Origin of the sequence: Nostoc sp., assembly GCF_036918015.1 — a bacterium.
Taxonomy (GTDB): Bacteria; Cyanobacteriota; Cyanobacteriia; order Cyanobacteriales; family Nostocaceae; genus Nostoc.
The window spans coordinates 71,716-96,640 of sequence record NZ_JBALEO010000063.1 but is presented as its reverse complement, the minus strand read 5'-3'; the positions used below and the strand labels follow the sequence as shown (position 1 = coordinate 96,640).

The window sequence follows — 24,925 nt, the reverse complement described above, 5'->3', positions numbered from 1 at the left end:
TAGGGAATAAGTTTTCTGACTAGCAGCGATCGCAAAACATCTCGCAGATATGCAATGCTCTCTTCTGAAATTAAATTGCTGTATTTATTGCAGATATCTAATACAGTGGAGAGCGATCGCTATTTTGGTGTAGATTGTGAATCTCGCCAAGAGATTACAGCGGTTTTCCAGTAATTGAACTACACTACTCCCTACTCCCCGTCTCAGTTATAAGCTAAAATCATTTTCTTGTAATCAACCCTCTAGATTGCTCCACTAGGCGAATAAACTCACCCCGATAGCCCTCCTGGTCTTCCCCCTTCCCTTGGGTTGCCAATTTCATCACCAAATCATAACTAGCATCTCCCTTATACTCAGAGTCACGCAACACCATCCCAAAGGTCGCTACCGCAGCAGCAAATCTCAGGTTTGTGGAGGGTATCTGGTCGGTTCTCAAATCATCATCTTGGATGGTTTGGGTAATTAGTTGACTGGTGCTGTCCTGGGGCGACTTATAGCGCAGTTTCACCTGCATCAACTCATTACCAGCAGCATCCGAGGCAGTTTCACCAGAACGCTGATACCGCAAAGGGTCTATCTCTGGGAGTTTCACATCGCTTTTTGTACCAGTGGGAATTATTTCATAAAGCGCTGTCACAGAATGACCAGCCCCAATATCCCCTGCATCTTTCTTGTCATCATTAAAATCCTGGTTTTGCAGCAGACGATTTTCGTAACCAATCAAGCGATATGCCTGAACTTTCGCCGGATTAAACTCCACCTGAATTTTCACATCCTTGGCAATGGTAAACAGAGTTCCCCTGAGATCGTTAACTAAAACCTTTTTGGCTTCCAATAGGGTATCGATGTAAGCGTAGTTGCCGTTACCCTTATCAGCCAGTTGCTCCATTTTTCCATCCTTATAATTGCCGGTGCCAAATCCCAACACCGTCAGGAAAATTCCTTGCTCTCGCTTCTGTTCAATTAATCGCGTCAGGTCGCCATCACTGGAAACCCCGACGTTAAAATCTCCATCGGTAGCTAAAATGACTCTGTTATTACCAGACTTGAGGAAGCTTTCTTTGGCTATTTTGTAAGCTAGTTCAATACCCTGACCGCCAGCAGTCGAGCCTCCAGCCTCTAAGCGGTCAATCGCCGCCAGAATTGTTGATTTTTGATTACCAGGAGTAGCAGGTAACACCAATCCAGCATTCCCAGCATAAACTACTAAACTTACCCGATCTTCAGGACGCAGTTGATTCACCAACAATTTGAGCGACTGTTGCACCAAAGGTAATTTATTCGGGTCATTCATAGAACCGGAGACATCAATCAGAAATACTAAGTTGCTGGGTGGTAAGGTTTTGCTTTCTAAGCGTTTACCTTGCAAACCTACCTGTACCAGCTTGTGTTGAGGATTCCAGGGGGCAGCAGCAACTTCAGTGGTGACGGAAAAAGGGCGATCGCCTTTTGGTTGGGGATAATTATAGGTAAAATAATTGATTAATTCCTCAATTCGCACTGCATCTTTGGGTGGTAATTCTCCTTGAGTAATAAACCGTCGCACGTTGCTGTAAGATGCTGTATCTACATCAATGGAAAAGGTGGAAAGGGGATCGTTACCGACGCGATGAAAGGGATTATCCTCAATCCGGTTGTAGTTTTCTGTATTGAATCTGCTATCTGTTTGAGGTTCCGGGGCAACCCTGCCAATACTGCCACGAGGTTGGAGTTTAGGCATATTTGCACGGTTAGCAACTTGATCCTGCACAGATGAGCCAGATGGAATACTAAGGAGTGGGGCTGTGGGTACGGCTTGAGTCTTTCGGGTAGACTCAGTTTGAATACGTTCTCTGGTAGGCTGATTCGGAGTGATGGGACTACGAGTTTCCAATTCCTCTATCGGACTTTTTAGGGTTGCTAACTCCGGTGCAAATTCTGACTGCAAGCGTTGCAGAATTTTTATATCTGCTGGGGTAACTATCTTGGGATCAGTCGCTATTAACTCGTTGCTGCGATTCACACAGGCATTCAAGACTGTAGCAAACTCAGTCCGGGTTACAGGAAGAGTGCCAAAATTTTGGACGGGAACGACACAACTATACTGTTTTACCAATGCCTGGAGTGCTTGGTAGTCAGGGTGATTGGGTAGAATGGAAGTTTTTGGGGTAGAACTGGCAGGAGTCTGACCGGCTGGAACTGCAACCGTAGCAGACTGGCGTAAAATCGCAATTCCGACTGACGGTATCAATAAAAACAATATTACAATACTGACTCGCTGCCACATTTTGGACGGAATCGGGTAAGACATGGCTAAATCCTCACACTAAATTTTTTCTGTCACATTTGACTATTTACCTAGAATAGTCCTGAGCAGCTTGGGATTTGATGACCGTTTCAGTTTTGGTAACTGTAACTTATACAACACTAATCATTCCCATCTCGCATTAGGGAATATCACAGTATTTATTGGTATCGGCTCAATAATCTGAGTTAAGTAAATTACTCAGTTGCTTAACTCCAGATACTGATTAGTGACAAAGTTGGCGTGAAGTTTGATGAAGTTGTATTAGAGTTAGGAAACATCAAAAATCGGGAAACCTGGAATTGAAGAAGAATTCAGAAGTCAGAATCAAGACGCTCTCTACGAGACGCTAAAAGCGAACGATAACTCGCTCTAAGCGAAGCCATGCCGTTGGCGGAGCCTCTCGTAGAGAAGGCTTTACGCTACCCTATCCGCCAGTCATACAGAATTAATTGCTGTTAGCGGTAGCGGGGCGTTTAGCCCATTCTGACTCCTGACTCCTGAATTCTGTTCGATAAAGTTTTACCCGATAAATAAAAACTAATGGATAAACAGCAAGTTATAAAACTGCTAATTGGTGATTTGACTTGGCAACGGCTGGTTAAATCTTTAATCTTTATCTATCTATTTTTTGCCGCATTTGTATATTTTCGGGCAGATAGCATGATTTTTCTGTCTCAACCTTCTAGCTATCAGGATGATCCAACAATTCTGAAGTTAAGAAGTGGGAAAGATACTAATATCTCAGCGACATACTTATTGAACACTCAAGCTAAATATACTATTCTTTATTCTCATGGTAATTCTGAAGATTTAGGAGATATCAAACAGATTTTAGAAAAATTACACGCATGGGGTTTTAGTGTCTTTGCTTTTGATTATCGCGGTTATGGTACGAGTCAAGGAAAGCCGACAGAAAGTCATGCCTACGAAGATATCAATAGCGCTTACAATTATTTGACCCAAAATTTAAAAATCCCGCCTGAAAGAATTATAGTTTTGGGGCGTTCGGTTGGCGGTGGTTCTGCGGTCAATTTAGCAATGCAGAAACCAGTCGCTGGTTTAATTATTGAAAGTTCGTTTATTTCCGCTTTTCAAGTAATAGTGCCTTTTCGGATTTTACCTTTTGACAAGTTTCCCAATCTGGAAAAGATCAAAAAAGTCAAATGTCCGATATTGGTGATTCATGGAAAAGCAGATAACATAATTCCTTTTGCTCATGGAGAAAAGTTGTTTAAGGCTGCAATCTCCCCAAAACTTTCTTTGTGGGTTGAAGAGGCAAACCATAACGATTTATTCTCGATAGCTGAAGAAAAGTATCGTCAAACTTTGCAGGAGTTTACTAACCTTGTCAAGGCAAATCAGCAATTATCCCGTCCCAGTAATTCGTAATTGCTCTTTGTGAAGTCATCATTGAAACCTAAATAAATTCGGATGAAGTTATGATGTGTGACAAAAGTAACATATCCTAGCATCAGAGATTTCTGACAGAAATCTGTAAAATCAAAAATTCTACAAAGGCGATCGCATGACCAACGGTGTAATAATGCAGTATTACCATTGGTACATTTCCAATGATGGTACATTATGGGACAAGCTGGATAAAACAGCCAATGAGCTAGCTAATGCAGGCTTCACTGCCTTATGGCTGCCGCCAGCTTATAAGGGCAGTGGTGGAACATGGGATGTTGGATACGCAGTCTACGATTTGTTTGATTTGGGTGAGTTCGATCAAAAAAATACTGTTCGGACAAAATATGGAACACGCGAGCAATACTTAAAGGCTATTAAAACAGCACAGGATGCAGGTATTCAAATCTATGCCGATGTGGTTTTCAATCACAAAGATGGTGGGGATGAAATAGAACGCATCTTTGCCCAGGAAATGGATTGGAATGACCGCAACCGTCCAGTCAGCGATTGGTACGAAATTGCAGCTTATACAAAGTTCAATTTTTCTGGTCGTGGAGATAAATACTCCAGTATGAAATGGTATTGGTGGTGCTTTGATTCATTATCATATAACGCAGATACCAAAAGGGCAGACAAGCTCTACCGCCTTAAAGATAAACATTTTGAGACGGAAGTTAGCTACGAACACGGCAACTACGATTATTTAATGGCGAATGACCTGGATACAGGTAATGGCTTCGTGCGCGGTGAGTTGATGTATTGGGGGCGTTGGTTTGTTGACACCACAGGTGTAGATGGCTTTCGCATTGACGCTGTTAAACATATCCGTTCTACTTTTTTCCGTGATTGGTTAAATCACCTGCGAGTTCATTTTGGTGGGCGGGAACTGTTTAGCGTTGGGGAGTACTGGTCTCAAGATATCGATGCCTTACACGGTTATATTGCCTCTAGTGATGGGCGTTTGTCGTTATTTGATGTGCCCCTACATTTCAAGTTTCACCAAGCTAGTCGCCAGGGTAGTAGTTTCGATCTGCGATCGATTTTTGATAGAACCCTAGTTAAAGAACAACCTGCCCTAGCTGTTACCTTTGTCGAAAACCATGATACTCAACCTTGTCAATCTTTAGAGTCGCCTGTTGAACCTTGGTTTAAGCCCTTAGCCTATGCGCTAATCTTACTGCGTCGCGAAGGCTATCCTTGCGTTTTCTATGCAGATTATTACGGGGCACAATATCAAGATAAAGGACGTGATAATACCCTTTACTCTCACCGTTTTTTGATTGACAAGTTCCTGAAGGCGCGTAGCGAATACGGTTTTGGCGACCAGCATGATTACTTTGACCATCCCAATACTATCGGTTGGACGCGCTTGGGTAATAGTAATCATCCAGGTGCAATGGCTGTAGTGCTGACCAATAGCGCACCAGGGAATAAGTGGATGAATGTGTTCCGACCCAATCAGCAATTTTATGATGCCACGGGACATATAAACAATATCATTCACACCAATAACGACGGATGGGGAAATTTCCCATGTCCTGGTGGTTCAATATCGGTCTGGCTGCAAAAATAGTTTGAGTAGAAAACTAAGGTTAAAGAGGTAGATAGTAAGGAGTTTTTCCCCTATCTACCTCTTTGACAATAGTATTCAACGTAGAAGGGAGCAAAATTTTCAACAGGATTACGGAATTGAGATGACATCGCTTGAAGTCATAATCATCAAAACACAAACTGACTGCGTTTACTGAATTTTTTTGCTCGACTAACTCCAAGCAAGAAATCTTAAAACAGTTAAATAATTAAAGCTATTAAGGAGATAAATTAAGATGAGCGAGAATAATAACCCACAACCCAAAACAAAAAAACAACCTCCTAATACAATAGGAAAACCACCTAAGACTGAGTTTATTAACTCCGAACAACAGCCCACAAGATCAGAATTGTCAGATAAATAATTCCTTTTACCCCAATATTTTATTTATAGCTTAATACGCTTGGGTTATATCATGTCCGCTTGATTGCTTATTAAACCCGAAGAACCCCACCCCGTCAAAGCTACGCTTTGTCTCCCCTCCCCGCTTGCGGGGAGGGGTTGGGGGTGGGGTGTAATGACTGTAGTTAGCATAACTAATTATGCGGACATGATATTAAGGGTTATTGGTTTAGATGAAAATATTCACTTGCTGCTATATTTTGGGAAGCATTAATTCCCATATTTTTTATCTCTAATCCTATTGCTTATTGATTCATTTATTCGATAAGGGCAAGCAAATGGTAAAACAAGTTCTGCCTGACTGCGACTCAAATGAAAGCGTACCGTGATGGCGATTTTCTACAATCCGGCGAACGGTTTCTAAACCAAGTCCTGAACCATGCCCTACTGACTTGGTGGTGAAGAAAGGTTCAAAAATGCGGGTTTTAATTTCAGGTGGAATTCCACTGCCAGAATCGATGATGTCAATATGGGCATAGCGATCGCAATGGTGTGTTGTAATTTCTAGCAGTCCTTTACCATCCATTGCATCAATGGCGTTGTCAATTAAGTTTGTCCACACTTGATTTAGTTCGCTGCCATAGGCAAGGATTTTTGGAAGACTTCGATCGTAATTGCGTTGCACTTGGACACCGCACTTGAGTTTATGAACAAACAATCGCAAGGTATCTTCTAAGCCTTGATGTATATCTACTTCTTGCTGAGTGCCTTGATCGAGGTAAGAATAAGACTTCATCGCTTGCACTAGTTCGGAAATCCTCTCAGATCCTCGCAAACCATGTTTAATCATCGACATGACTTCAAAGGAAAGCGCTAGCCAGTGCAATCCCATTTCTCGCAATTCCGTATTGTCGTTGCGCCAACGTTCCATGAGTTGCTCTAGGGTTTCAACCTCAACACCACCTTCTGCTAAAGGTTCTGCTAATTTCCATGCTTGGTTTACACCATAGTCTTCTAACCATTCCAGCAATATGTCTTCGCGATCGCTGAGTGTCACCGGATCTAGGCGATTATTTAAAATCGCTTCATGGCCTAGGTCGCGTACTCTCAACCAGTGTTGAGTATGGGCTTCGTCAACATTGCGTTGCCCATAAACTAAGTTCATCCGTTGTAACTCTAGGATGGCGGCTGGCATTTCTTTTAAAGTCCGAACCAGGGCTGCGGCTGGGTTGTTGAGTTCATGAGCTAGACCGGCGGCAAGTGTCCCTAAAGCTGCCATCTTTTCTCGCCCACGAATGAAAGACTCTAGCCCCCGGACACGACTTTGCATAATTCGGAAGACCATCCGCTCAAAATCACGACATTCATGCAGCAGTTTACGGAAGTCTTCTCCCTTCATTTCATAGATGTGGCAATTTGAAAATGCCCGCATTGTCACAGGTGCAGGTTCATCTGTGAGTACTGGAATTTCACCAAAAAAGGATGGGGCTTCGTGTTGCCCGATGGGAATTTCCACTCCTTCACTGCGGCGGGTGATGTAGATTTTACCTTTGACTAAGATAAATAAGCGACATACAGGGTCTCCCTCATGGGACAACACTTCTCCAGCAGAAAGTTCAACTGTTTGAGTGCGATCGCAAACCCACTGCAATCGCTCTTTGGGAAGTTGTTGAAATGGGTCTAAGTTGATTAATTCCTCAACACATAACATTGATTAACCTCCTTGAGGGGGCAGGGGGGCAGGGGGGCAGGGGGGCAGGGGGATAAGAAAGTAGGGTTATAGAGCTGTGTTTCTCTATGGAGAATTTGGCTTAAATAGTTGAAGAAGGCTTTGTCTCAGTTTATCAGAATGTGCAAAAAACCCGATCCGTATATACGGTGGGGATGGATGGTGGTCTGATCGCTCAAAATTTATTAAACCCAGCAGAACGACGATAAAGTAACCAGATAAACAGGGGTGAACCCAGCAAGGCAGTGACGGAACCTACTGGTAGTTCTACTGCTCCTAGTCTTGAGAGTAAATCTGCAAAAGTGAGTAACCATGCACCTGCAAGGGCGGAAAGTGGTAAAACAAAGCGATGATCTGTACCAACAATCAGGCGGACACCGTGAGGGACAACAAGACCGACAAATCCAACCAAGCCACTGATGCTGACTGCACCTGCGGCTAATAGAGTGGCGACACCACCAATTAATAGGCGCGATCGCGTCAACGAAAGCCCTAAACTCACAGCTAAATCATCTCCCAAAGCCAGTATGTTTAGCGATCGCGCCAGCAAGCATCCCCCGATCAATGCAACGATGATATAAGGCCCAGTCGTAGCAATTTCTTGCCAACCCCGTCCATTGAGGCTACCAACCAGAAAACTGAGCGCAATTTGAATTTGCCCATCTTCAGCTAAAAGCAGCAATGTACTTTGTACAGCACCAAATAAAGAACTCACCGCCACTCCGCCTAAAATCAACCGCTCAACAGAAATTCCCGACCCCGAACGACCGAGTAAAATAACGATCGCGGCAGTTAAAATTGCTCCTATCCATGCTGCTAAAGGAATTGCGATCGGGAATATGTGGCACACAATCATCAGAATTACCAGTAGTCCCGCACCCGCTGAAATGCCCAAAATAAATGGATCGGCAAGACTATTACGTAACATTCCTTGCAGCAGTGCCCCTGACATTCCCAAAGCTGCGCCGACAACGATCGCAGCTGTAATGCGTGGGAGACGTAAATCCCAGAGAATTGTCTGTTTAACCGGATCGCCTTTGTGGAGTATGGCTTGCCAAAATTCCGACATATTTAAAGGTACTGCTCCTTGAGAAAGCGACAGCGCTAGCGTTACCACCAGTGCTGTACCAAAGAGTAAAACAGCCCAAAATACGCGGTGTTCAGTAAAAATTGTCTGAAATGGTCTAGTCAAATTTCGCGATCCTTTCTCCAAAACAGTCCGCCTGAGCTTCCAAAATTTCTTCGTCACTCAGTTAATTTTATCTACCTGTATAACATCACCCCTTATCCCTACCTTCTTGTGGAGGAATGCAAAAGAGCATATAACACTTTACATTACATTTTGAATGGGTTATGGCGTTTCCTAATCAAATGAGGTACACCATAGCCCCCTCCTCGCTTGCGGGGAGGGGTGGGGTTCTTGTACCTCAATCAACTGAGAACCGCGATAAAGCATGGAGTAAAACTATTCTCGGCACTACTATTAACCATATACGAACTAGTAACAGAGCCATCAAGAATGGCTCTGTTAGAGTAGGGTTGTTAGAAGCACCTGGGTCTTTTTCAGCCAAGATGCTCCCCGGACAAATTGAGCGGGGAGCAATACTAGAAAGCACTATTAGACTAATTTCCGGTTTGGGTTCCACCAAAAAGACCCGTATTGTACAAATTCCCCAGAGCAATATTTATTTTTTATTTATCTGTTCGTTAGTGCAATCCTTTTTCAATCAAGAGTAACTTTTAACTGATTACTCCTGAAAGCGGGTGCAGTATTGTTAAATGAAAACTATGTCTAGTTTCAGTTTTCAGATACCGTTCTTGCAAAGGTTGCCATTGCTGCCACGACTGGTAACGATTTTCAGTTAACAAATTAGTAAGAGTAGGCAACTCAGTCTGAATTTCTGACTTGTAAATATCTGTAAGCCAGTCAGTTAAAATGGCACTATCTTGCATCGCACCCAAAATTTCTTGGATATTTTTCACTTCTGTAATATAAGCTGCGTAAGACTCGCCATATAAGTCAGTAAATAACTCCATTAGGTAGCGTATACGTTTAGCTTCTTTTCGCAAACTATGAAGATTTTCACCTTCTGTTGCCAATTGTTTTTCGATCTTTTTTGCTTTCCAGTTTTTCTGGATTTTCACTTCTGATTCTACAACTTCAGTCCCAACTAGCCAACCCGGATGCAGAAAGAAGTTACTCACTTCTGGTAACAGTAAGTCTGGTAGCACTTGCTGAATGGCGATAGATGCCAAAGGTTGATAACTGGGTTTCTCTAACCACTTCTCTAAAGCATCTTTAAGAGACTTGTAAGATTCATCATTTAATGTTTTCTGCACACTCGATTCTACATCTTCACGTTGTTTCGCCAAAGCTGTAAAAGCTGTTTGCAGAGATTCTTGCTCTTTGCGGGGTAAGTTTGGTTTGTAATTGTTTTCCAAACTTTCTTTGAGTACGTCTAAATCTCGCAGATTACCAAGACGACGGGCTATTTTACCAATATTTTTATCGCTGATTGGTTTCGATACATCCACCGCTATCCCAAACCGAGTTACCGCTGTCCGTAGGCGGCGCATTCCCACTCGCATTTGGTGCAGCGCTTCTGGATCTTCATCTTTTTTCACTGATTTTTCCCACTTCAAGGTTTTCTTAAAGTGTTTTTCAATCGCTTGGTAGGCGTAGTCACCGAGAGTTTTTACTGTGGGTTGTGTGGCTAATTTCATAATTGGTCTGAATGATTACCTCATGAGGTTATTGCATAATAACAACATTATTTAAAAATTTACATCTACTTTTGATATTTTTTATGCAATGAGGATTAGCAGATATGCTTATGACTATTGATAGTTGCATACTTTTCTATAAATATGCAATATCTATACAAAGGTTTAAATCGCAGTTCACCCCGTCAATTTGATATCACCTATATTTATGCCATGAAATCACATACTATAATAGCATGGCTAACATTTTTGCAACTCTCAATATAATTTAAAATGCCAAAGTTACATTTGCTAAATCAAGTTTTATTGACTTTCGTAGATTCTTTTAAAGAACATAGAGAAGACTTATCAGCAGCGCTGCTAACACATCAGAAGTATTTATGGTTGGGGTCAGATGAAACCTCAACTATTGAGCGTCTCTCTTTGGTTGATCCTGATAATTTTACAGAGCATCAACAATTTCGTGTAGCAGAATTTATTAATTTGCCTGCACCAGAAGATCAAGAAATTGATATAGAAGGACTGGCTTATACTGATAATTACTTATGGTTTGTTGGTTCTCACAGCTACAAACGCAAAAAATTCAAACCTGAAAATACAGATGCCAAAAACTTGAAAAGGCTCGGAAAAATTGAATCAGAACCTAACCGTTACCTCTTAGGACGGATTCCTCTAATAGACGGTAAGCTATTCGCATCTTGCCCACACCCCGAAAAGCCAGATGTGCAATTGAATGCCGCTAAATTAGAGGTGACGAATCAGGGTAACGTGCTGATGACAGCTTTAGCAAATGACGATCATTTAGGCTTGTTTATTCAGGCAGCAATTCCTGGAAAGGATAATGGCTTTGATATTGAAGGAATAGGTATTTATCAAAACCGCGTCTTTCTAGGTTTGCGCGGCCCTGTATTGCGGGGTTGGGCTGTGGTGCTGGAAATAGAGTTAGAAGATTCTACCCCTGGACTGATGAAACTAAAGCAAATTGGGGAAGTGAAGGAGTTATATAAAAAGCATTTTATCTGGTTGAATGGTTTAGGAATTCGGGATTTGTATGTAGATGGCAAAGATTTGTTGATTTTAGCTGGGCCAACGATGGATTTAGATGGGCCTGTGCAAGTTTATCGCTGGGTAAATGGTGTAAATTTGCGAGAAAATGTCTTTAGCAATCCCGATTTTGTGCAAGATATTCCCTATGGGAATCGGGAAGATCATGCTGAAGGAATGACGCTGTTTCAGGATGTAGCTGGTATACCTTCGCTATTGGTAGTTTACGACTCTCCAGCAAAAAGTAGGCTGGTGGGTGATGGTGGGGTAATCGCGGATGTGTTTAAGTTGGGCTAACTTCAATTTTGGATTTGGGATTTTAGATTGTTAAATGTTAGTAGAAATTGCTTGTACGGGACAGCTGGGAATACACTGTTCGCAGACGATACAGCGCGATCGCGTGAATGTCAACTTGTACGTCTCTGGTTGGAGGGTGAGGGCTTCGGTAGGACAAACCCCAGTACACAAGCCACAGTGGACACATACATCCTCGTCGATCGCAATTTCGCCTAATGTCGAAGAAACATTAACATTACGCGATCGCATCCACTCGATCGCCGCATCTAATTGATCGATGTCTCCCGATAATTCCACTACCAGTTTGCCAATTTGATTTGGGGCAACTTGGGCGCGGATAATATTGGCGGCGACGTTGAACTCTTTGGCCAGTACGTAAGTGACTGGCATTTGCACGGCACGTTTCGGGAAGGTGAGTGTTACTCGTTTTTTCACAGATTTAGCAGAGGTTTTTTTCTGTTGTAGCGTATTGAGAGTTTTATCAGTCCTTTGCTACGGTAAGTTGCACGAACCAGCAAGGCAAGAGAAGGACACTGCTCCTACCTCAACATACATAGCACTATTTGCAAAAATCTTTGCAACACATAAATCGGCTGTAGGGGCGTACATCTGTACGCCCCTACAAGATCAGGATTTCGTGTTATGGCGTTAAACTATAGCAATTCGTGCAGGAGTTACGAACAAAAAGATCCCCAACCTATTGAAAAAGTTCGGGATCTGAGCCTCTCTGTACTAGAAAAACTTGTAAGTAAGGTAGTATAAAGCTAGTGTCTAGAAAATGTTTTTTCTCCATACCATCTGCTCCTAAGCAGGTAGCTAGAAAATCCAATTAAAATTAATCAATATTGATATTTATTAATGATTTTCAAACGCAAATATAGACCTTTTGGAAGATGTATTAAAAATAAGTATTGAGATTATATTAAACTTCCCATTCATTTAAGTTGATTACTTGTTATCTGTGATATCCATTTTAACTTGGAAAGCTTTTAATATGAAAATTTTAGTTGTCGAAGATGACGAGTTAAGTGCATATTCACTCACCACCGTTTTAACTAACCAAAACTATGCTGTTGAAGTTGCCACTGATGGAGATGCTGCTTGGAATTTTATTCAAACTTACGATTATGATTTAATCCTCCTAGATGTGGTATTGCCCAAACTGGATGGCATTAGTCTTTGTCGTCAAATCCGGTCTAGTGGTTTGCAAATGCCAATATTGTTATTGACAGGGTGCGATAGTAGTCATGAGAAAGCGATCGGATTAGATGCAGGCGCAGATGACTACGTAGTTAAACCCTTTGATCCAGAAGAGTTAATTGCTCGTGTTCGGGCACTGTTGCGTCGTAAAGGCGTAACCTCGCAACCTGTGCTGGAGTATGGTGGGTTGCGGCTAGACCCTACAAGCTGTGAAGCGATGTATGGTGAAAATCTGCTGCCACTTACTCCCAAAGAGTATGCTCTGTTAGAACTATTCTTGCGAAATATTCGCCGGGTATTTAGCTGCGGCATGATTTTAGAACATCTTTGGTGTTATGAAGACACTCCGCAAGAAGAAGCTGTTCGTACCCATATCAAAGGGTTACGACACAAGCTCAAAGCTGTAGGAGCGCCTAGTGATTTGGTTGAAACAGTTTACGGTATTGGCTATCGGCTGAAACCACTGGCAGAGGAGGAGAAGGGCAGGGGGGCAGAGGAGCAGAGGGGCAGAGGGGCAGGGGGGCAGGGGGGCAAGGGGGAATTAGAGCGTGAAAAATCTTTGGTTCCCAACCTCAAATCACAACAGCAAACATTAATCGCAGTTGCGGAAATTTGGCAACGATTTCAAGGGCGGGTAGATGAACAACTGAGGGTACTTGAGGAAGCGATCGCAACTTTAAATCACAATAGTTTAAATCTCGATTTGCGATCGCTTGCAGCCAAAGAGGCGCATACCTTGGCGGGATCTTTAGGTACTTTTGGCTTGCCTGTTGGCTCAAAATTGGCACGCAATATCGAATTGTTACTGAGTTCTGGTCAAATCCTGAGTCAATCTGAAATTAGCAACCTCGAAAATTGGGTAAAGTTATTGCGTCGAGAAATTGACGGAAACGAAGTAGCAGCAATATCTTCATCACCAACCCCACAGGTTTTAGAAACAGTCACACAACCGCTGCAAAATGACTTCTATGCAGAAACTAAAATATTGGTTGTGGATGACGATCCGCAAATTCAGGCATTTTTACAAACCTTACTTAGTCCTTGGGGACTAAAAGCGATCGCTCTTGAAGATCCGCGTCAATTCTGGGAAATCTTGGAAGTAGTTACGCCAGATATGCTGATTCTGGATGTGGAATTACCTTATACAAATGGTATAGAACTTTGCCAATTAGTACGCAACGATTCGCGCTGGTGTGAGTTACCCATTCTATTCCTCACTGTGCATAGCGATGCCGAGATGGTAAATCAAGTGTTTAGTGTTGGTGCTGATGACTTTGTAAGTAAGCCCATTGTGGGGCCAGAACTAGTAACCCGGATCGTCAATCGCTTAGAACGGATGAAATTGCGGCAGCGCGTCGTGCAGGGAGGCAGGGGAGCAGGGGGGCACAGGGGCAGGGGAGCAGGGGGGCAGAGGGGCAGGGGAGCAGGGGAGCAGAGGGGCAGAGGGGCAGGGGAAGCAGGGGAAGCAGGGGGAGATCGGGAAGTAAATTCTTCCTTACCTCACTCATCTCTCAATTTACAAGCCAGCTTTAGGTTCGGCAATTTGCAAGAGCATTATGCAACAACACGGCGGACGCATCTGGGCTGAAAGTGCATTGGGTGAAGGTAGCACTTTTTACGTCACTCTGCCTTTATTTAGGACTTTCCAAAACACTGATTTAGATGACTCTTCCAACATTCCTGTAATTCATAGTAGTTACGAGCCAACTACAAATAGCCAACAAAGTCCAGATACAGAATTTTTGAGCAACCGGCGTGTGACTACCAAGCAATTTGAACAACGGGTGATGAAGTTACTTCAGGGAATTTCCCTGAACCAACAAGAGGATAGCAGTGATGACAACAAAGCAGATTCTAGTGGTTGATAACGAGCAGTATATTCAAGAAGTTGCCAAGATTTGCTTGGAAACAGTCGCTGGCTGGAAAGTAGTGACTGCAAGTTCCGGTCAAGAGGGCATAATTAAAGCTGAGACTTACCAACCAGATGCAATTTTACTAGATGTGATGATGCCAGAGATGGATGGTATCACTACCTTTGAAAAGTTACAAGCCAATCCATTAACCAAAGCGATTCCAGTAATTTTGTTAACTGCAAAAATCCAGGCTTCCGATCGCCGTCGCTATGCCCAGATGGGAATGATTAGTGCGATCGCTAAACCATTCAATCCTCTAGCATTAGCTGCTGAAGTAGCCGTAGCCTTGGGCTGGAGTTTAGAAAAGTAGAACAAAATCTATAGCAAATTAATTTATAAAAAGTAGAGGTAGAGAAAAATGATTTAAAGGGTTTTTTAGGTATTAAAGAACACAATGGGTTAAAATCAATTCAATTGTTGTTGAAATACATCATATAAACGAACGACTTAAATAAATTGTAACTTGGTTGTAAAATTAGCTATTTACTACAATTTAGGTTTACCAATAACGTTTTTTTAGGAATAGTAATAATTTATATTTATATATACGCAATAAATTTAGTTTAAATTTTATTAACAAAATTTAATATATATTTATTGAACTACTTGATGTTGTAAAATAAGCAGTGGATTTTGCCGATTAACAAATTAAATCTTAATTTGGTTATTTTTGGTAATGAAGACCAAAACAATTGGACATAATCAGCATTTTCATTTAACAAAATTAATATTACGGATGGGTCTAATTGACGAACCACTCATTTTGGTATTATTGCTTTTTCTTCTTCGGTATCACTCTTGCCCGATATTTTCTGATTGCTGGGGGAGCATACTTGCTCTTTTATTTAGTTCTAGGGAAGTCTCTCGCCAACAAGAGTTTGCGTTTGAAACCGTTGATGAGTTGTTCCATTAAAAAGGATATTGAATTATCAGTAATCTCCACAGTAGTTTTTGCTATTTCTGGAGCGTTTATGATCTCAGAGTATAATTTGGGAGCAACACTGTTATACGCTGACATCTGGAAATACGGACTGTGGTATTTAATAGTTAGCTTTATTGCAGTGTTAATTCTTCAAGATACTTACTTTTATTTTATCCATCGGATCTTTCACCACCCTCGAATTTTTAGATGGATGCATTATGGACACCATCGTTCAGGAGAGCCAACGCCCTGGAGTTCCTCTGCTTTCGACTTACCAGAAGCGATCGTACAAGCACTTTTCTTTGTAGGTGTAAGCTTTATAGTTCCGCTGCATTTCGTCACCTTAGTTGCCGCACTGATAACTATGACAGTATGGGCAGTGTTTACCCATCTCGGATTTGAACTATTTCCCTCCTCATCTAAAAATTACTGGATTGGAAGGTGGCTTATTGGTTCTATGCATCATTCCATACATCATCGCAAGTATAAAGTACACTACGGTTTGTATTTTACATTCTGGGACAAACTGCTTGGGACTGAAGATCCTAATTATGAAAACGAAACCCACACAAGAGAGTTTTAACTATAGCAGTCCTAAATAATTTGTGAAATATTTTTCTGTTGGCTGTCATTTGTCCTTTGTAATCACAAATGACAAAGGACAAATGACTACTGACTATTTAATTTTTGCCGAATTTTCAAGCTTGTTTGGATTCACCCAACGATTGACAAATTCGTTGTTATGTTTGTACACCTTGATTTGCACTTGCTTGGAACTTAACTTGACTATTTCGGCGGGAATTCTTTGGACATCGCTAGAATCAGTGCGGGGCTTGTAAAGCCAAATGACTTTTTGCCCAACTTGAAAGTTGCTAGGATTGCTAGTTAAAGCAAGTGTACTTTCTGCCCAAGAGGGGAAAGCAACTGCTAAGTTGATCAAAAGTACTAAGACCACTAGAGTGATTTGAAAAAGCTTCATAATCATTGCACTTGTCTTAGGTTTCATGGGGCAATCAATCTGCTGATCTAGCATTTAGTTATTGTCCTTCTTTAAGATTATCAAAGTTGAAAGATCCGTATACTAAAACTTCTTTAAGCTATTTAGTAAAATTTAAAATATCTACTGATTTCAGGATAAAACGACTTAGAGAATAAAATCAAATAGTCTTATTTGTTAAAACGATAACTTAGATTTATATATAGAAGATTGTGTTGCCAAAATACGTTTGAGAACAAATGGAATAGCTGAAGTAACAAGCTTATTTTACGAAAGCGATCGCTGTTTGCCATCAACCCAAAATAAATCTTTTGGCTGAGACATTGAAGCGATCGCCTTGTGTGAAATTTAAGCAGCCCAAAAAATCGGGGCAGGTTCCAAACCCGCCCCAACATCCGATATACTACGCCCAACGGCTGTTGCTACAGGCTTTAAACTAGCAACTAAATGCACCATATCTTCTAAAGAAAGTGCTTGACGGGCATCAGAAACAGATTTTTCTGGTTCTGGGTGACATTCAATAATTAATCCATCTGCACCGCAAGCGATCGCAGCCCTAGCCACAGGTGCGACCAACTCCCGTTTGCCGACGGCATGAGAAGGATCTACAATCACAGGCAAGTGAGTTATTTGCTTGAGTGCTGCCACTGCCCCTAAATCTAGAACGTTACGGGTGTAATCGTCGAAACTGCGAATACCTCTTTCGCACAACACCACATCAGGATTCCCGTGGCAAAGGATATATTCAGCAGCCATGACAAATTCTTCAATAGTCGCTGCTAAACCACGTTTGAGCAGTATTGGTTTACCAGCTTGTCCCAAAGCTTTGAGCAAATCAAAGTTTTGCATATTGCGGCTACCCACTTGCAGCATATCAGCGTGGGCGGCGACTACTTCAATTTGAGAAATTGACATCACCTCCGTGACAACTGGCATATTGTAATGCGATCGCACCCTAGCTAAAATCTCTAATCCTGACTCTCCCATACCTTGAAAAGCGTAGGGAGATGTGCGGGGTTTGTAGACACCGCCACGCAACCCATGTACTGATGCAGTAGATAGCTTTTGGGCAACTATCTCCATTTGTTCTAAGCTTTCAACAGTGCAAGGCCCGCCGATAATTACCAGTTCTTTACCGCCGAAAGCGACTTCTTTCGAGATTTTAACGATTGTCTGGTGGTTGAGATGGGATTGTGCAGCAAGTTTGGCATTAATCATGGTTATATTCTCCTGAAAAATTAAGTATTGGGAAAGAGGAGGTAGGGGATAGGGGGCAGAAGTTATTTGATTTTGAATTTTGAATTGATTTCTCCCTTGTGCCTCTATTCCGCTTCTCAAATAACAACAAAAAAGCCCGAAACCAAGAGTTCCGGGCGCGTTCTGATTCATTGGCATGACGCTATTTACCCGGAATTTATTCTGGGCCAAAAGTAAAAGCCATAAAACCAGCTAATTAAATAAGTCATGACAATGAAATTCTCCTTAAAAAAACAAAAACCGCAGAGTTTGCTCTGCGGTTCACCGGGCGGTTTCCATTAGGAAACTTAATTCACCCCCGGTGAACCACCCTAAACCAAAAATAAAAGTAGGAATTTGTGTTAAGCATTTGCGGACTTTTTGCTGGAAAACTTAAGAAATATACCTATGTAAAGTAAAATTAGCAGGAAAAGTAGGCGTTGTCAAGACCTGCACAAACTATAAAAAAGCGATAGACTCAGTACAACTCTGGGGATCTGGGGATTAAGACTCCGCCATACATTATTATCCAAGTTCTCATTGACCAGATCAATTTTTTAGGATCATCTGTCTCATTATGCCCAGTTCCAAAATCTTAACCCAATCTTTCGACTATTATGGAGCTTACCCCTGCCCAGTCTGTCGAATAGGTAAGATTTCTCACATGCCATTGATGGAAGCTATGGCTTGTGACTTTTGTCAAGAGATTTTTACAGTCAACTTAGAGCAACAGCAAATCAAGATGCCTTCTAGGCAACCACCTTTAACTTGGCGTTGGAATGGGTTTAGTTGGACAGAAGGCCAGTTGGAAGGTGTGGAATTAGGTTGGGGTTATGGATTAGCAGCAGCAGTTTTTATAATTCTTCCCACGACTCTAATTGGCATAGTAGCTTACTATTTTCCTGCTAATCTGAAAGAACCCATTACCTGGATGCCATATATTTGGACAATATTAACCTTCCTATCACATTTATCAATTATTGTTTGGATTTATATTGAAGTCTATCAGATTCCAGTTGCAGCATATTTTAGAGCGATCGCTCGATGGAGAAATGGAGAGATGGGGAGATGAAAAATCAATTAAAAATTAAAAATTAAAAATTAAAAAACTTCTGCCTCCTGCCCCCGGCCTCCTCAAAGCCCCATAATCCATAACAAATGATGCAGCGGATAAATGACTCCATCACTCATAATTAAGTTGATTGTCCACCAAAATATCGTATGAGCGATCTGGAGCGGTACTATAGAGTTTTGGAATTAGAGCCTGGGGCTACACTTGAAGAAGTGAACCAGGCTTACAAAGATTTAGTCTTTGTTTGGCATCCCGATCGCATTCCCAAAGACAATCTCCGTTTACAGCAGAAAGCGCAAGACAAGCTGAAAGCTATAAATGAAGCTCGTGAAAAGTTGCGTTCTCTAAAAACCAAACCTCAAGCCACATTTAACTCACCGCCACCTCAACAGGAAAAACCATCTCAAACAACCCAGCGTCCACCAAAGCAAAACTCAGACTTGAGTGGCAAAGACTACAGTCGGGCAAATTTGAGCAATAAAGACTTATCTGGCAGAAATCTAAGTTATGCCAATTTGAGCGGCGCTAATCTCAGCGATACTTTTATGCACAAAGTCAACCTTAGAGGTGCAAATTTATCTGAAGCAAATTTATTTCGGGCAAATCTACTTTTAGCCGATCTCAGAGAGGCAAATTTACGTGCTGCTAATTTGATTGGAGCGGATCTCAGTGGGGCCGACTTGCGAGGAGCCGACTTGACGGGAGCGCGGATTCGTTCTGGTGAGCGTCTTCTAGTTAAATTAGTTGGTACTAACTTAGCAGGGGCAATTATGCCTGATGGTTCAATTTATCAATAACGGAGGTTGCGCCATAACACCAAAACCCTCATGTAGAGACGCGATTTATCGCGTCTTAAAAAACTAATTATCCACACCAATAACCCTTAACTGAAACGTATTGGTGCATAAATGACTCCTATGCAATGCAATTGAAAACTGCTATATGCCTGTTTGCTTGCCTAAAACACGACAATGAGTACGCGATCCAATCCCTACAACCTACGTGTAAAATTGAATATATACATCAAGGCTTTTAGGCATTGTGAAATTTTTTATCGGTTGTGCTGTTTGGGCATATAAAGGTTGGGTAGGAGAACTCTATCCCCAAGGTACTCGCACTGCCGATTTTCTCCATCTCTACAGTCGTCGCTTCACCACTGTAGAAGGTAACACCACTTTTTATGCCGTACCTAACCAAGAAACTGTAACCCGTTGGGCTGCCGAAACACCAGCAGGTTTTGAATTTTGTCTAAAATTACCGCGAGATATTACCCATCAAGGGTTGTTACAACCTTATATTCCAGCTGCTTTGAAATTTCTGGAGGGGATGCGCCCCTTAGGTAAGCATCTTGGCCCAATTTTTGCCCAGTTACCACCCAGCTATGCACCTGCATTACTTGACGATTTGACCAACTTTCTAGAAGCTTGGCCGCATACAGAAGCACCCCTAGCAGTGGAAGTTCGCCATCCCGACTGGTTCCAGGAACCCCATGCTAGTAATTTGACAGCGCTTTTAGAAAAGTTAGGTGTCGGACGGGTACTGTTAGACTCGCGCCCCATTTACACTGGAGATGATGACCCACAATTACAATCGGAACGGCGCAAACCTAAATTACCGTTGCAATTAAGTGTGACAGCACCTTTTACTCTGATTCGGTTTATTTCTCATCCAAATTTATCAGTGAATCAGCCATTTATGGAAGAGTGGGTAAGGCAGATTCAGCAATGGTTACAGATGGGAGTGCGAATTTATTTCTTTGTCCATTGTCCAATAGAAGCGCGATCGCCCAGCACAGCCCGTCACTTCCAACAGCTATTAGAACAGAGTAGTACACCAGTTCCACCCTTACCCTGGAATAACCTTGAGCATCCTCCCAATCAACTCAGTTTATGGTGATCGTATTTAGTAGATAATTGGTGTTGTAATACTTTTCTGTTAAAGAAAAATTTTTTCAGAGCAGTTCCACCAAAGGAGGTTGAGATGAGTCGTCTTCTTTATGAAAAATCAGTCTCATATAAAGGATATCTCATCATTCCATTTGTTTTTGGCAAGGCGGATAATTACGAAATTTATTCGTATAAATTGCTATCTGAAATTGGGCACAGAAGCCAATTTCATAAAGCAGAAAATCCAGCAGGAATCTATGGAAGTGGCGTTAGTAACATCATTGATATTGCTAAAGAGTATATCAATCAAAATTCCGAGTTTGTTCATCGGGGGGATAATTTTAAGTCTCGCTATGTTTATCGGAACAATTTGATTATCATCTTTCAAGAAGGAGACAAATATTTTTATGACCATTACCCACCAGAATTATTGAATAATATTGCAGCTCCAAAGTTATTCAAATCTGAATATGAATGTCTGAATTGGATTAAGCAAGGGTTTGATGGGCGACATTTGCGGCAAAGAGCTATTTGAAGAAGTTAGGAGTAATATCATATCCACTTGATTAGTTCTTAAACCCGAAGAACCCCACCCCGCAAGTGGTGAGGGGATTAAGTGGGATGCTATGACTGCGGGAATACTAATTACAAGTTAGCCGGTAAGCGTAAAGCTCAGTCATTTTAGTGCTGAGATATAAGCGACTCGTGTGGTTTTAACCGCATTCAATCTTTCTAACCTTGTTTTTACGCCAACTACGGTAGTATAAGATAGGAGGTAAGAAAGATGCTTGTTTTTGAGTTTAAAGCTTACGGGAAATCAGCCCAGTTCGCAGCAATAAATGACGCAATTAGGACTGCAAAGTTTGTTCGCAATAGCTGTATTCGGCTATGGATGGATTTTATTGGCGTAGGTAAAAACGATTTGCAGAAATACTGTGCTGTACTTGCGGCTAACTTTCCTTTTGCTAATGAACTCAATTCAATGGCTAGACAAGCCAGCGCAGAACGAGCATGGTCTTCTATCTCTCGGTTTTATGACAACTGCAAGAAGGGTGTTCCAGGTTTAAAGAGATATCCTCAATTCCAGAAAGATTGTCGTTCTGTTGAGTACAAATCGACTGGATGGAAGCTTGCAGATAATCGTAAATCCATAACTTTCACGGATAAAAAAGGTATTGGGAGATTAAAACTCAAAGGTACTCGTGATTTGCACTTCTACCAAGTTAATCAAATAAAACGCGTGAGATTGGTAAAACGTGCGGATGGTGTGTATGTTCAGTTTTGCATTGATGTAGACCGTTCTGAAAACATAGAACCAACTGGGAACACAATCGGTTTAGACGTTGGATTGAAAGAATACTACACCGATTCTGATGGAACAATGGTTGACAACCCTAAGTTTCTTCGTGTTGGTGAAAAAGTTCTCAAGCGTTTACAACGTCGAGTTTCGAGAAGGGTGAAAGGTTCAAAGAATAGAGGCAAAGCTAGACAGGTTTTAGGAAAACGCCACCTCAAAATAAGTAGGCAACGTAAAGACCATGCTGTGAAATTAGCACGGTGCGTAGTTCAGTCTAACGACTTGATAGCCTATGAAGATTTGAGGATTAAAAATATGGTGAAAAATCATTGTTTAGCTAAGTCCATTAATGATGCATCTTGGTATCAGTTTCGTGTCTGGGTTGAGTACTTTGGTAAAGTATTTAAACGTGTCACGGTTGCGGTTAATCCGCAATACACAACCCAAGAATGCTCTAGCTGCGGCGAAGTTGTGAAGAAAACACTATCTACTAGAACGCACGTTTGTAAGTGCGGGTGCGTGATGGATAGAGACGAAAACGCAGCCTTAATTATCCTTAGTCGGGGATTGGGTACGGTAGGGCATACCGGAACCTTTGCGCTAGACGCAAGCAACGCTTTAGGAGATGCGGCCACTACTTATGCTGGAGTAATCCTGGATGAGCAAGTCATGTCTTTGATTAAAGAATCTCAGTGTCTTTAGACCTGAGAGTGTCAATTGGACATGATATTACTGGACAATCTGGTGGCACTGGCATTTGCATTTTAGACTAAAGCCATAACGTACTCTATGAAAATTGCTCTATAAATGGTCTATAAGATAAACTACGATAAAACTATCTAAATAGTGTGGTTAAAGATTATGAGCAACACTAAAAAAGTTAGTGAAGACTTGAGCGCTGCCGGACAACTAACTTCTGAGGAGTTAAAACAGGCAGCCCAAGAGGGATTTAAGTCAGTGCTGAACCTGCGTTCTCCTGATGAAGCAGGTTTTCTCAGTGACGAACAGCAGCAAGCTCAAGCGGCTGGACTGCAATATGCTAATGTCCCATTAAAGCCTTCAGAAGCAAATCAAGAGCAAACAGAGTTAGCAATTCAGGAGATTGAGAACTTACCCAAACCAATTTTAATTCACTGTGCTGCTGGAGCAAGGGCTGGTGGTATTGCCTTGATTGCTAATGCTATTAGTGAAGGTCTGACTTATGAGGAAATTAGTCAGAAAGCCCAAGAGCTTGGTTTAAACTTAGAACAACCGCACCTCAAGCAATTCTTACTTGAAAAGTATATTGCCAAGCAAAAATGACTAACTCAACACCAAGTCGTTTGGGTGAACTCGCCAACCTGTTTTTTAAGTTGGGCGTCATCGGCTTTGGGGGCCCGGTTGCCCATATTGCCATGATTGAAGATGAAGTGGTTAAGCGGCGTCAGTGGTTGACAAGGGAGCATTTTCTAGATTTGCTGGGCGCAACAAACCTAATTCCTGGGCCAAATTCCACAGAAATGGCTATCCACATAGGATACATCTATGCAGGATGGCTGGGGCTGATTGTGTCAGGCGTCTGTTTTGTCTTACCTGCGGTTCTAATTACTGGTGGGTTTGCTTGGGTTTATGTTGCCTACGGTACTCTACCGCAAATTGCTCCCTTACTTTATGGCATTAAACCGGCTGTTTTAGCAATCATCATCAATGCCCTGTGGGGCTTGGCCAAAAAGGCTGTGAAAACTCGCCAATTACTAGTAATCGCTTTCGCTGTGGCATTGCTAACATTATTATTGAAATTAAATGAAGTAATTGCCCTGTTAATTGGGGGATTGCTGGGTATGGTTTGGTTACATTCTGGCGAGAAAAACGATAAACCAGGAGATAAAGCCAACTTTCTGATTGCTAGTCTCAGCACAGGTGCGACTTTGAAAGCATCCGCTGTACTTGCTACATCGGTAGCTACTGCATCTACTGTAACCAACGTTTCTTTATGGCAATTGGGTTGGTTTTTTCTCAAAGTCGGTAGTGTTTTATTTGGTGGTGGCTACCTGTTGGTGGCTTTTCTGCAAGGGGGATTAGTTCAAGAATACGGCTGGCTGACACAACAGCAGTTATTAGATGCGATCGCAATTGGTCAATTTACCCCTGGGCCAGTACTTTCCACTGCTACGTTTATCGGTTATGTGATTGCTGGCATACCTGGCGCAATTGTTGCCACAATCGGAATTTTTCTACCTTCTTTTGTTTTCGTTGCTGCCCTAAATCCCTTAATCCCACGCTTACGAGCCTCTTCTTGGACTAGAGCATTTTTGGATGCTGTCAATGTTAGTGCTGTAGCGCTAATGGTTGTTACTACTGTGCAACTGGGGGTAGCGACTTTAACATTACCACAAGCCCCATTTGTAGATTTTCTCGGTTTAGCGATCGCGATCGTCTCAGCCATTTTAGCTATTCACTTTCGCATTAATGCTGCATGGCTAGTCTTTGGTAGCGCTTTCATTGGATGGGGTGCTTCACTCTTGGGCTACACTCGATGAAATTGCAAGTATTTTAGATTACTAGCTGCTCTTAACTTGACTTTATACACTTAAATGAATAAGTGTCTTTTTTAACTTCATTTTTCTATCCTCTCTATAACTCGAATTTATAAAGATTTTTCTGATTTTGGCGGCTTAAGTAAGTCAAAAAATAGATAGATTAAATCTTGCTTTCAAACTATTTTCATGTGATAATCACCATTAACTCCGGTAAATCTATAGATTTACAGGTGTTTATTGTAAAAGTTGAAAAATTCAGATTGTTAGCTATTTAAAAGCTGTAAACATACCAGTCTATAGCTTGAAGTATGCTATCTAGAAAAAGTTTGCTGCTTTGCGTTTTAGCACACATCTGTGCATACTTTAAATTTGACTTCTAAACGGTGACAGATAAGTTTTTCATGCCAATTTTTATATCTCTATTCAACCATCTAAATTATTATGCTCAAGAGCTAAGAA

At 41.7% G+C, this 24,925-nt stretch carries 21 protein-coding genes and 2 pseudogenes; 15 read left to right on the top strand and 8 right to left on the bottom strand.

Translation table 11 applies throughout. From position 1 onward, the window contains the following. Positions 1-220: 220 nt before the first annotated feature. Positions 221-2,290 carry a vWA domain-containing protein gene (locus tag V7K61_RS15450; RefSeq protein WP_335054343.1) on the bottom strand — a complete coding sequence of 690 codons (2,070 nt, stop codon included), beginning with the start codon at positions 2,288-2,290 and terminating at the stop codon, positions 221-223. A 537-nt stretch (positions 2,291-2,827) separates the two neighbouring features. Here V7K61_RS15450 and V7K61_RS15445 point away from each other — a divergent pair. Beyond that, the gene (locus V7K61_RS15445; RefSeq protein ID WP_335054341.1) at positions 2,828-3,676 is read left to right on the top strand and encodes an alpha/beta hydrolase; all 849 of its coding nucleotides are present in this window, start codon (positions 2,828-2,830) and stop codon (positions 3,674-3,676) included. A 136-nt stretch (positions 3,677-3,812) separates the two neighbouring features. Then, complete coding sequence (locus V7K61_RS15440) at positions 3,813-5,270, top strand: alpha-amylase (protein ID WP_335054339.1); 1,458 nt, start codon at positions 3,813-3,815, stop codon at positions 5,268-5,270. 673 nt (positions 5,271-5,943) lie between these two features. Here the strand turns inward: V7K61_RS15440 and V7K61_RS15435 are convergent. After that, positions 5,944-7,341, bottom strand: coding sequence for an ATP-binding protein (locus V7K61_RS15435; protein WP_335054337.1), 1,398 nt, complete (start codon positions 7,339-7,341; stop codon positions 5,944-5,946). Between the two features lie 193 nt (positions 7,342-7,534). Beyond that, positions 7,535-8,551, bottom strand: a complete 1,017-nt coding sequence (locus tag V7K61_RS15430; protein ID WP_094347720.1) for a FecCD family ABC transporter permease — start codon at positions 8,549-8,551, stop codon at positions 7,535-7,537. On the opposite strand from V7K61_RS15430, the pseudogene V7K61_RS15425 reads away from it, so the two are divergent. Next, positions 8,550-8,663, top strand: a pseudogene (locus V7K61_RS15425) (AI-2E family transporter); the annotation flags it as partial. The gene V7K61_RS15430 and the pseudogene V7K61_RS15425 sit on opposite strands and share 2 nt — an antisense overlap. Positions 8,664-8,786: 123 nt before the next feature. Here V7K61_RS15425 and V7K61_RS15420 read toward each other — a convergent pair. After that, positions 8,787-9,005, bottom strand: a complete 219-nt coding sequence (locus V7K61_RS15420) for a hypothetical protein (RefSeq protein WP_335054335.1) — start codon at positions 9,003-9,005, stop codon at positions 8,787-8,789. A 94-nt stretch (positions 9,006-9,099) separates the two neighbouring features. Beyond that, positions 9,100-10,083: a CHAD domain-containing protein gene (locus tag V7K61_RS15415; RefSeq protein WP_335054333.1), complete on the bottom strand. Its 984-nt coding sequence runs from the start codon at positions 10,081-10,083 to the stop codon at positions 9,100-9,102. 273 nt (positions 10,084-10,356) lie between these two features. Between V7K61_RS15415 and V7K61_RS15410 the strand changes: the two genes are divergently transcribed. Then, positions 10,357-11,424, top strand: coding sequence for a DUF3616 domain-containing protein (locus tag V7K61_RS15410; protein ID WP_335054331.1), 1,068 nt, complete (start codon positions 10,357-10,359; stop codon positions 11,422-11,424). A gap of 30 nt (positions 11,425-11,454) precedes the next feature. Here the strand turns inward: V7K61_RS15410 and V7K61_RS15405 are convergent, their stop codons facing one another. After that, positions 11,455-11,859 carry an NIL domain-containing protein gene (locus V7K61_RS15405; RefSeq protein WP_322731914.1) on the bottom strand — a complete coding sequence of 135 codons (405 nt, stop codon included), beginning with the start codon at positions 11,857-11,859 and terminating at the stop codon, positions 11,455-11,457. Positions 11,860-12,418: 559 nt separating this feature from the next. Here V7K61_RS15405 and V7K61_RS15400 point away from each other — a divergent pair. The 4 genes and pseudogenes from V7K61_RS15400 to V7K61_RS15380 all read left to right on the top strand — a co-directional run. Continuing rightward, positions 12,419-13,987, top strand: a pseudogene (locus V7K61_RS15400) (response regulator); the annotation flags it as partial. A 193-nt stretch (positions 13,988-14,180) separates the two neighbouring features. Beyond that, a complete protein-coding gene (locus V7K61_RS15390; RefSeq protein WP_335054328.1) occupies positions 14,181-14,489 on the top strand; it encodes a hypothetical protein in 309 nt (102 codons plus the stop codon). Continuing rightward, a complete protein-coding gene (locus V7K61_RS15385) occupies positions 14,461-14,847 on the top strand; it encodes a response regulator (RefSeq protein ID WP_335054326.1) in 387 nt (128 codons plus the stop codon). Before V7K61_RS15390 ends, V7K61_RS15385 begins: the two co-directional genes overlap by 29 nt. Before the next feature lie 586 nt (positions 14,848-15,433). Continuing rightward, complete coding sequence (locus V7K61_RS15380; protein WP_335054324.1) at positions 15,434-16,042, top strand: sterol desaturase family protein; 609 nt, start codon at positions 15,434-15,436, stop codon at positions 16,040-16,042. 93 nt (positions 16,043-16,135) lie between these two features. Here the strand turns inward: V7K61_RS15380 and V7K61_RS15375 are convergent, their stop codons facing one another. Then, positions 16,136-16,492 carry a hypothetical protein gene (locus V7K61_RS15375; RefSeq protein WP_335054322.1) on the bottom strand — a complete coding sequence of 119 codons (357 nt, stop codon included), beginning with the start codon at positions 16,490-16,492 and terminating at the stop codon, positions 16,136-16,138. A 312-nt stretch (positions 16,493-16,804) separates the two neighbouring features. Beyond that, positions 16,805-17,674: a 3-deoxy-7-phosphoheptulonate synthase gene (gene aroF, locus V7K61_RS15370; RefSeq protein ID WP_335054320.1), complete on the bottom strand. Its 870-nt coding sequence runs from the start codon at positions 17,672-17,674 to the stop codon at positions 16,805-16,807. A 595-nt stretch (positions 17,675-18,269) separates the two neighbouring features. On the opposite strand from aroF, the gene V7K61_RS15365 reads away from it, so the two are divergent. The 7 genes from V7K61_RS15365 to chrA all read left to right on the top strand — a co-directional run bounded on the left by V7K61_RS15365 (position 18,270) and on the right by chrA (position 24,466). Then, on the top strand, positions 18,270-18,764 hold the full coding sequence (locus tag V7K61_RS15365; RefSeq protein WP_094347731.1) for a hypothetical protein: 495 nt from the start codon (positions 18,270-18,272) through the stop codon (positions 18,762-18,764). A gap of 149 nt (positions 18,765-18,913) precedes the next feature. After that, a complete protein-coding gene (locus V7K61_RS15360) occupies positions 18,914-19,561 on the top strand; it encodes a pentapeptide repeat-containing protein (RefSeq protein ID WP_292819947.1) in 648 nt (215 codons plus the stop codon). 244 nt (positions 19,562-19,805) lie between these two features. Beyond that, positions 19,806-20,660, top strand: a complete 855-nt coding sequence (locus tag V7K61_RS15355) for a DUF72 domain-containing protein (protein WP_335054319.1) — start codon at positions 19,806-19,808, stop codon at positions 20,658-20,660. A gap of 84 nt (positions 20,661-20,744) precedes the next feature. Next, entirely contained in the window at positions 20,745-21,185 is a 441-nt protein-coding gene (locus tag V7K61_RS15350; protein WP_335054317.1) for a hypothetical protein, read from the top strand. A 249-nt stretch (positions 21,186-21,434) separates the two neighbouring features. Beyond that, positions 21,435-22,649, top strand: coding sequence for an RNA-guided endonuclease InsQ/TnpB family protein (locus V7K61_RS15345; protein WP_335054315.1), 1,215 nt, complete (start codon positions 21,435-21,437; stop codon positions 22,647-22,649). 159 nt (positions 22,650-22,808) lie between these two features. Next, the gene (locus tag V7K61_RS15340; protein ID WP_335054313.1) at positions 22,809-23,249 is read left to right on the top strand and encodes a beta-lactamase hydrolase domain-containing protein; all 441 of its coding nucleotides are present in this window, start codon (positions 22,809-22,811) and stop codon (positions 23,247-23,249) included. Beyond that, complete coding sequence (gene chrA, locus V7K61_RS15335) at positions 23,246-24,466, top strand: chromate efflux transporter (RefSeq protein ID WP_335054311.1); 1,221 nt, start codon at positions 23,246-23,248, stop codon at positions 24,464-24,466. Before V7K61_RS15340 ends, chrA begins: the two co-directional genes overlap by 4 nt. Positions 24,467-24,925: the final 459 nt, after the last annotated feature.

What these genes read in the sequence shown, in the direction of transcription:
- V7K61_RS15350 (WP_335054317.1), top strand. Translation starts at nt 20,745, where the DNA reads ATGAGTCGTCTTCTTTATGAAAAATCAGTCTCATATAAAGGATATCTC.
- V7K61_RS15450 (WP_335054343.1), bottom strand. Translation starts at nt 2,290, where the DNA reads ATGTCTTACCCGATTCCGTCCAAAATGTGGCAGCGAGTCAGTATTGTA.
- V7K61_RS15440 (WP_335054339.1), top strand. Translation starts at nt 3,813, where the DNA reads ATGACCAACGGTGTAATAATGCAGTATTACCATTGGTACATTTCCAAT.
- V7K61_RS15340 (WP_335054313.1), top strand. Translation starts at nt 22,809, where the DNA reads ATGAGCAACACTAAAAAAGTTAGTGAAGACTTGAGCGCTGCCGGACAA.
- V7K61_RS15410 (WP_335054331.1), top strand. Translation starts at nt 10,357, where the DNA reads ATGCCAAAGTTACATTTGCTAAATCAAGTTTTATTGACTTTCGTAGAT.
- V7K61_RS15390 (WP_335054328.1), top strand. Translation starts at nt 14,181, where the DNA reads ATGCAACAACACGGCGGACGCATCTGGGCTGAAAGTGCATTGGGTGAA.
- V7K61_RS15375 (WP_335054322.1), bottom strand. Translation starts at nt 16,492, where the DNA reads ATGCTAGATCAGCAGATTGATTGCCCCATGAAACCTAAGACAAGTGCA.
- aroF (WP_335054320.1), bottom strand. Translation starts at nt 17,674, where the DNA reads ATGATTAATGCCAAACTTGCTGCACAATCCCATCTCAACCACCAGACA.
- V7K61_RS15385 (WP_335054326.1), top strand. Translation starts at nt 14,461, where the DNA reads ATGACAACAAAGCAGATTCTAGTGGTTGATAACGAGCAGTATATTCAA.
- V7K61_RS15365 (WP_094347731.1), top strand. Translation starts at nt 18,270, where the DNA reads ATGCCCAGTTCCAAAATCTTAACCCAATCTTTCGACTATTATGGAGCT.
- V7K61_RS15345 (WP_335054315.1), top strand. Translation starts at nt 21,435, where the DNA reads ATGCTTGTTTTTGAGTTTAAAGCTTACGGGAAATCAGCCCAGTTCGCA.
- V7K61_RS15360 (WP_292819947.1), top strand. Translation starts at nt 18,914, where the DNA reads ATGAGCGATCTGGAGCGGTACTATAGAGTTTTGGAATTAGAGCCTGGG.
- V7K61_RS15445 (WP_335054341.1), top strand. Translation starts at nt 2,828, where the DNA reads ATGGATAAACAGCAAGTTATAAAACTGCTAATTGGTGATTTGACTTGG.
- V7K61_RS15415 (WP_335054333.1), bottom strand. Translation starts at nt 10,083, where the DNA reads ATGAAATTAGCCACACAACCCACAGTAAAAACTCTCGGTGACTACGCC.
- V7K61_RS15435 (WP_335054337.1), bottom strand. Translation starts at nt 7,341, where the DNA reads ATGTTATGTGTTGAGGAATTAATCAACTTAGACCCATTTCAACAACTT.
- chrA (WP_335054311.1), top strand. Translation starts at nt 23,246, where the DNA reads ATGACTAACTCAACACCAAGTCGTTTGGGTGAACTCGCCAACCTGTTT.
- V7K61_RS15380 (WP_335054324.1), top strand. Translation starts at nt 15,434, where the DNA reads ATGAGTTGTTCCATTAAAAAGGATATTGAATTATCAGTAATCTCCACA.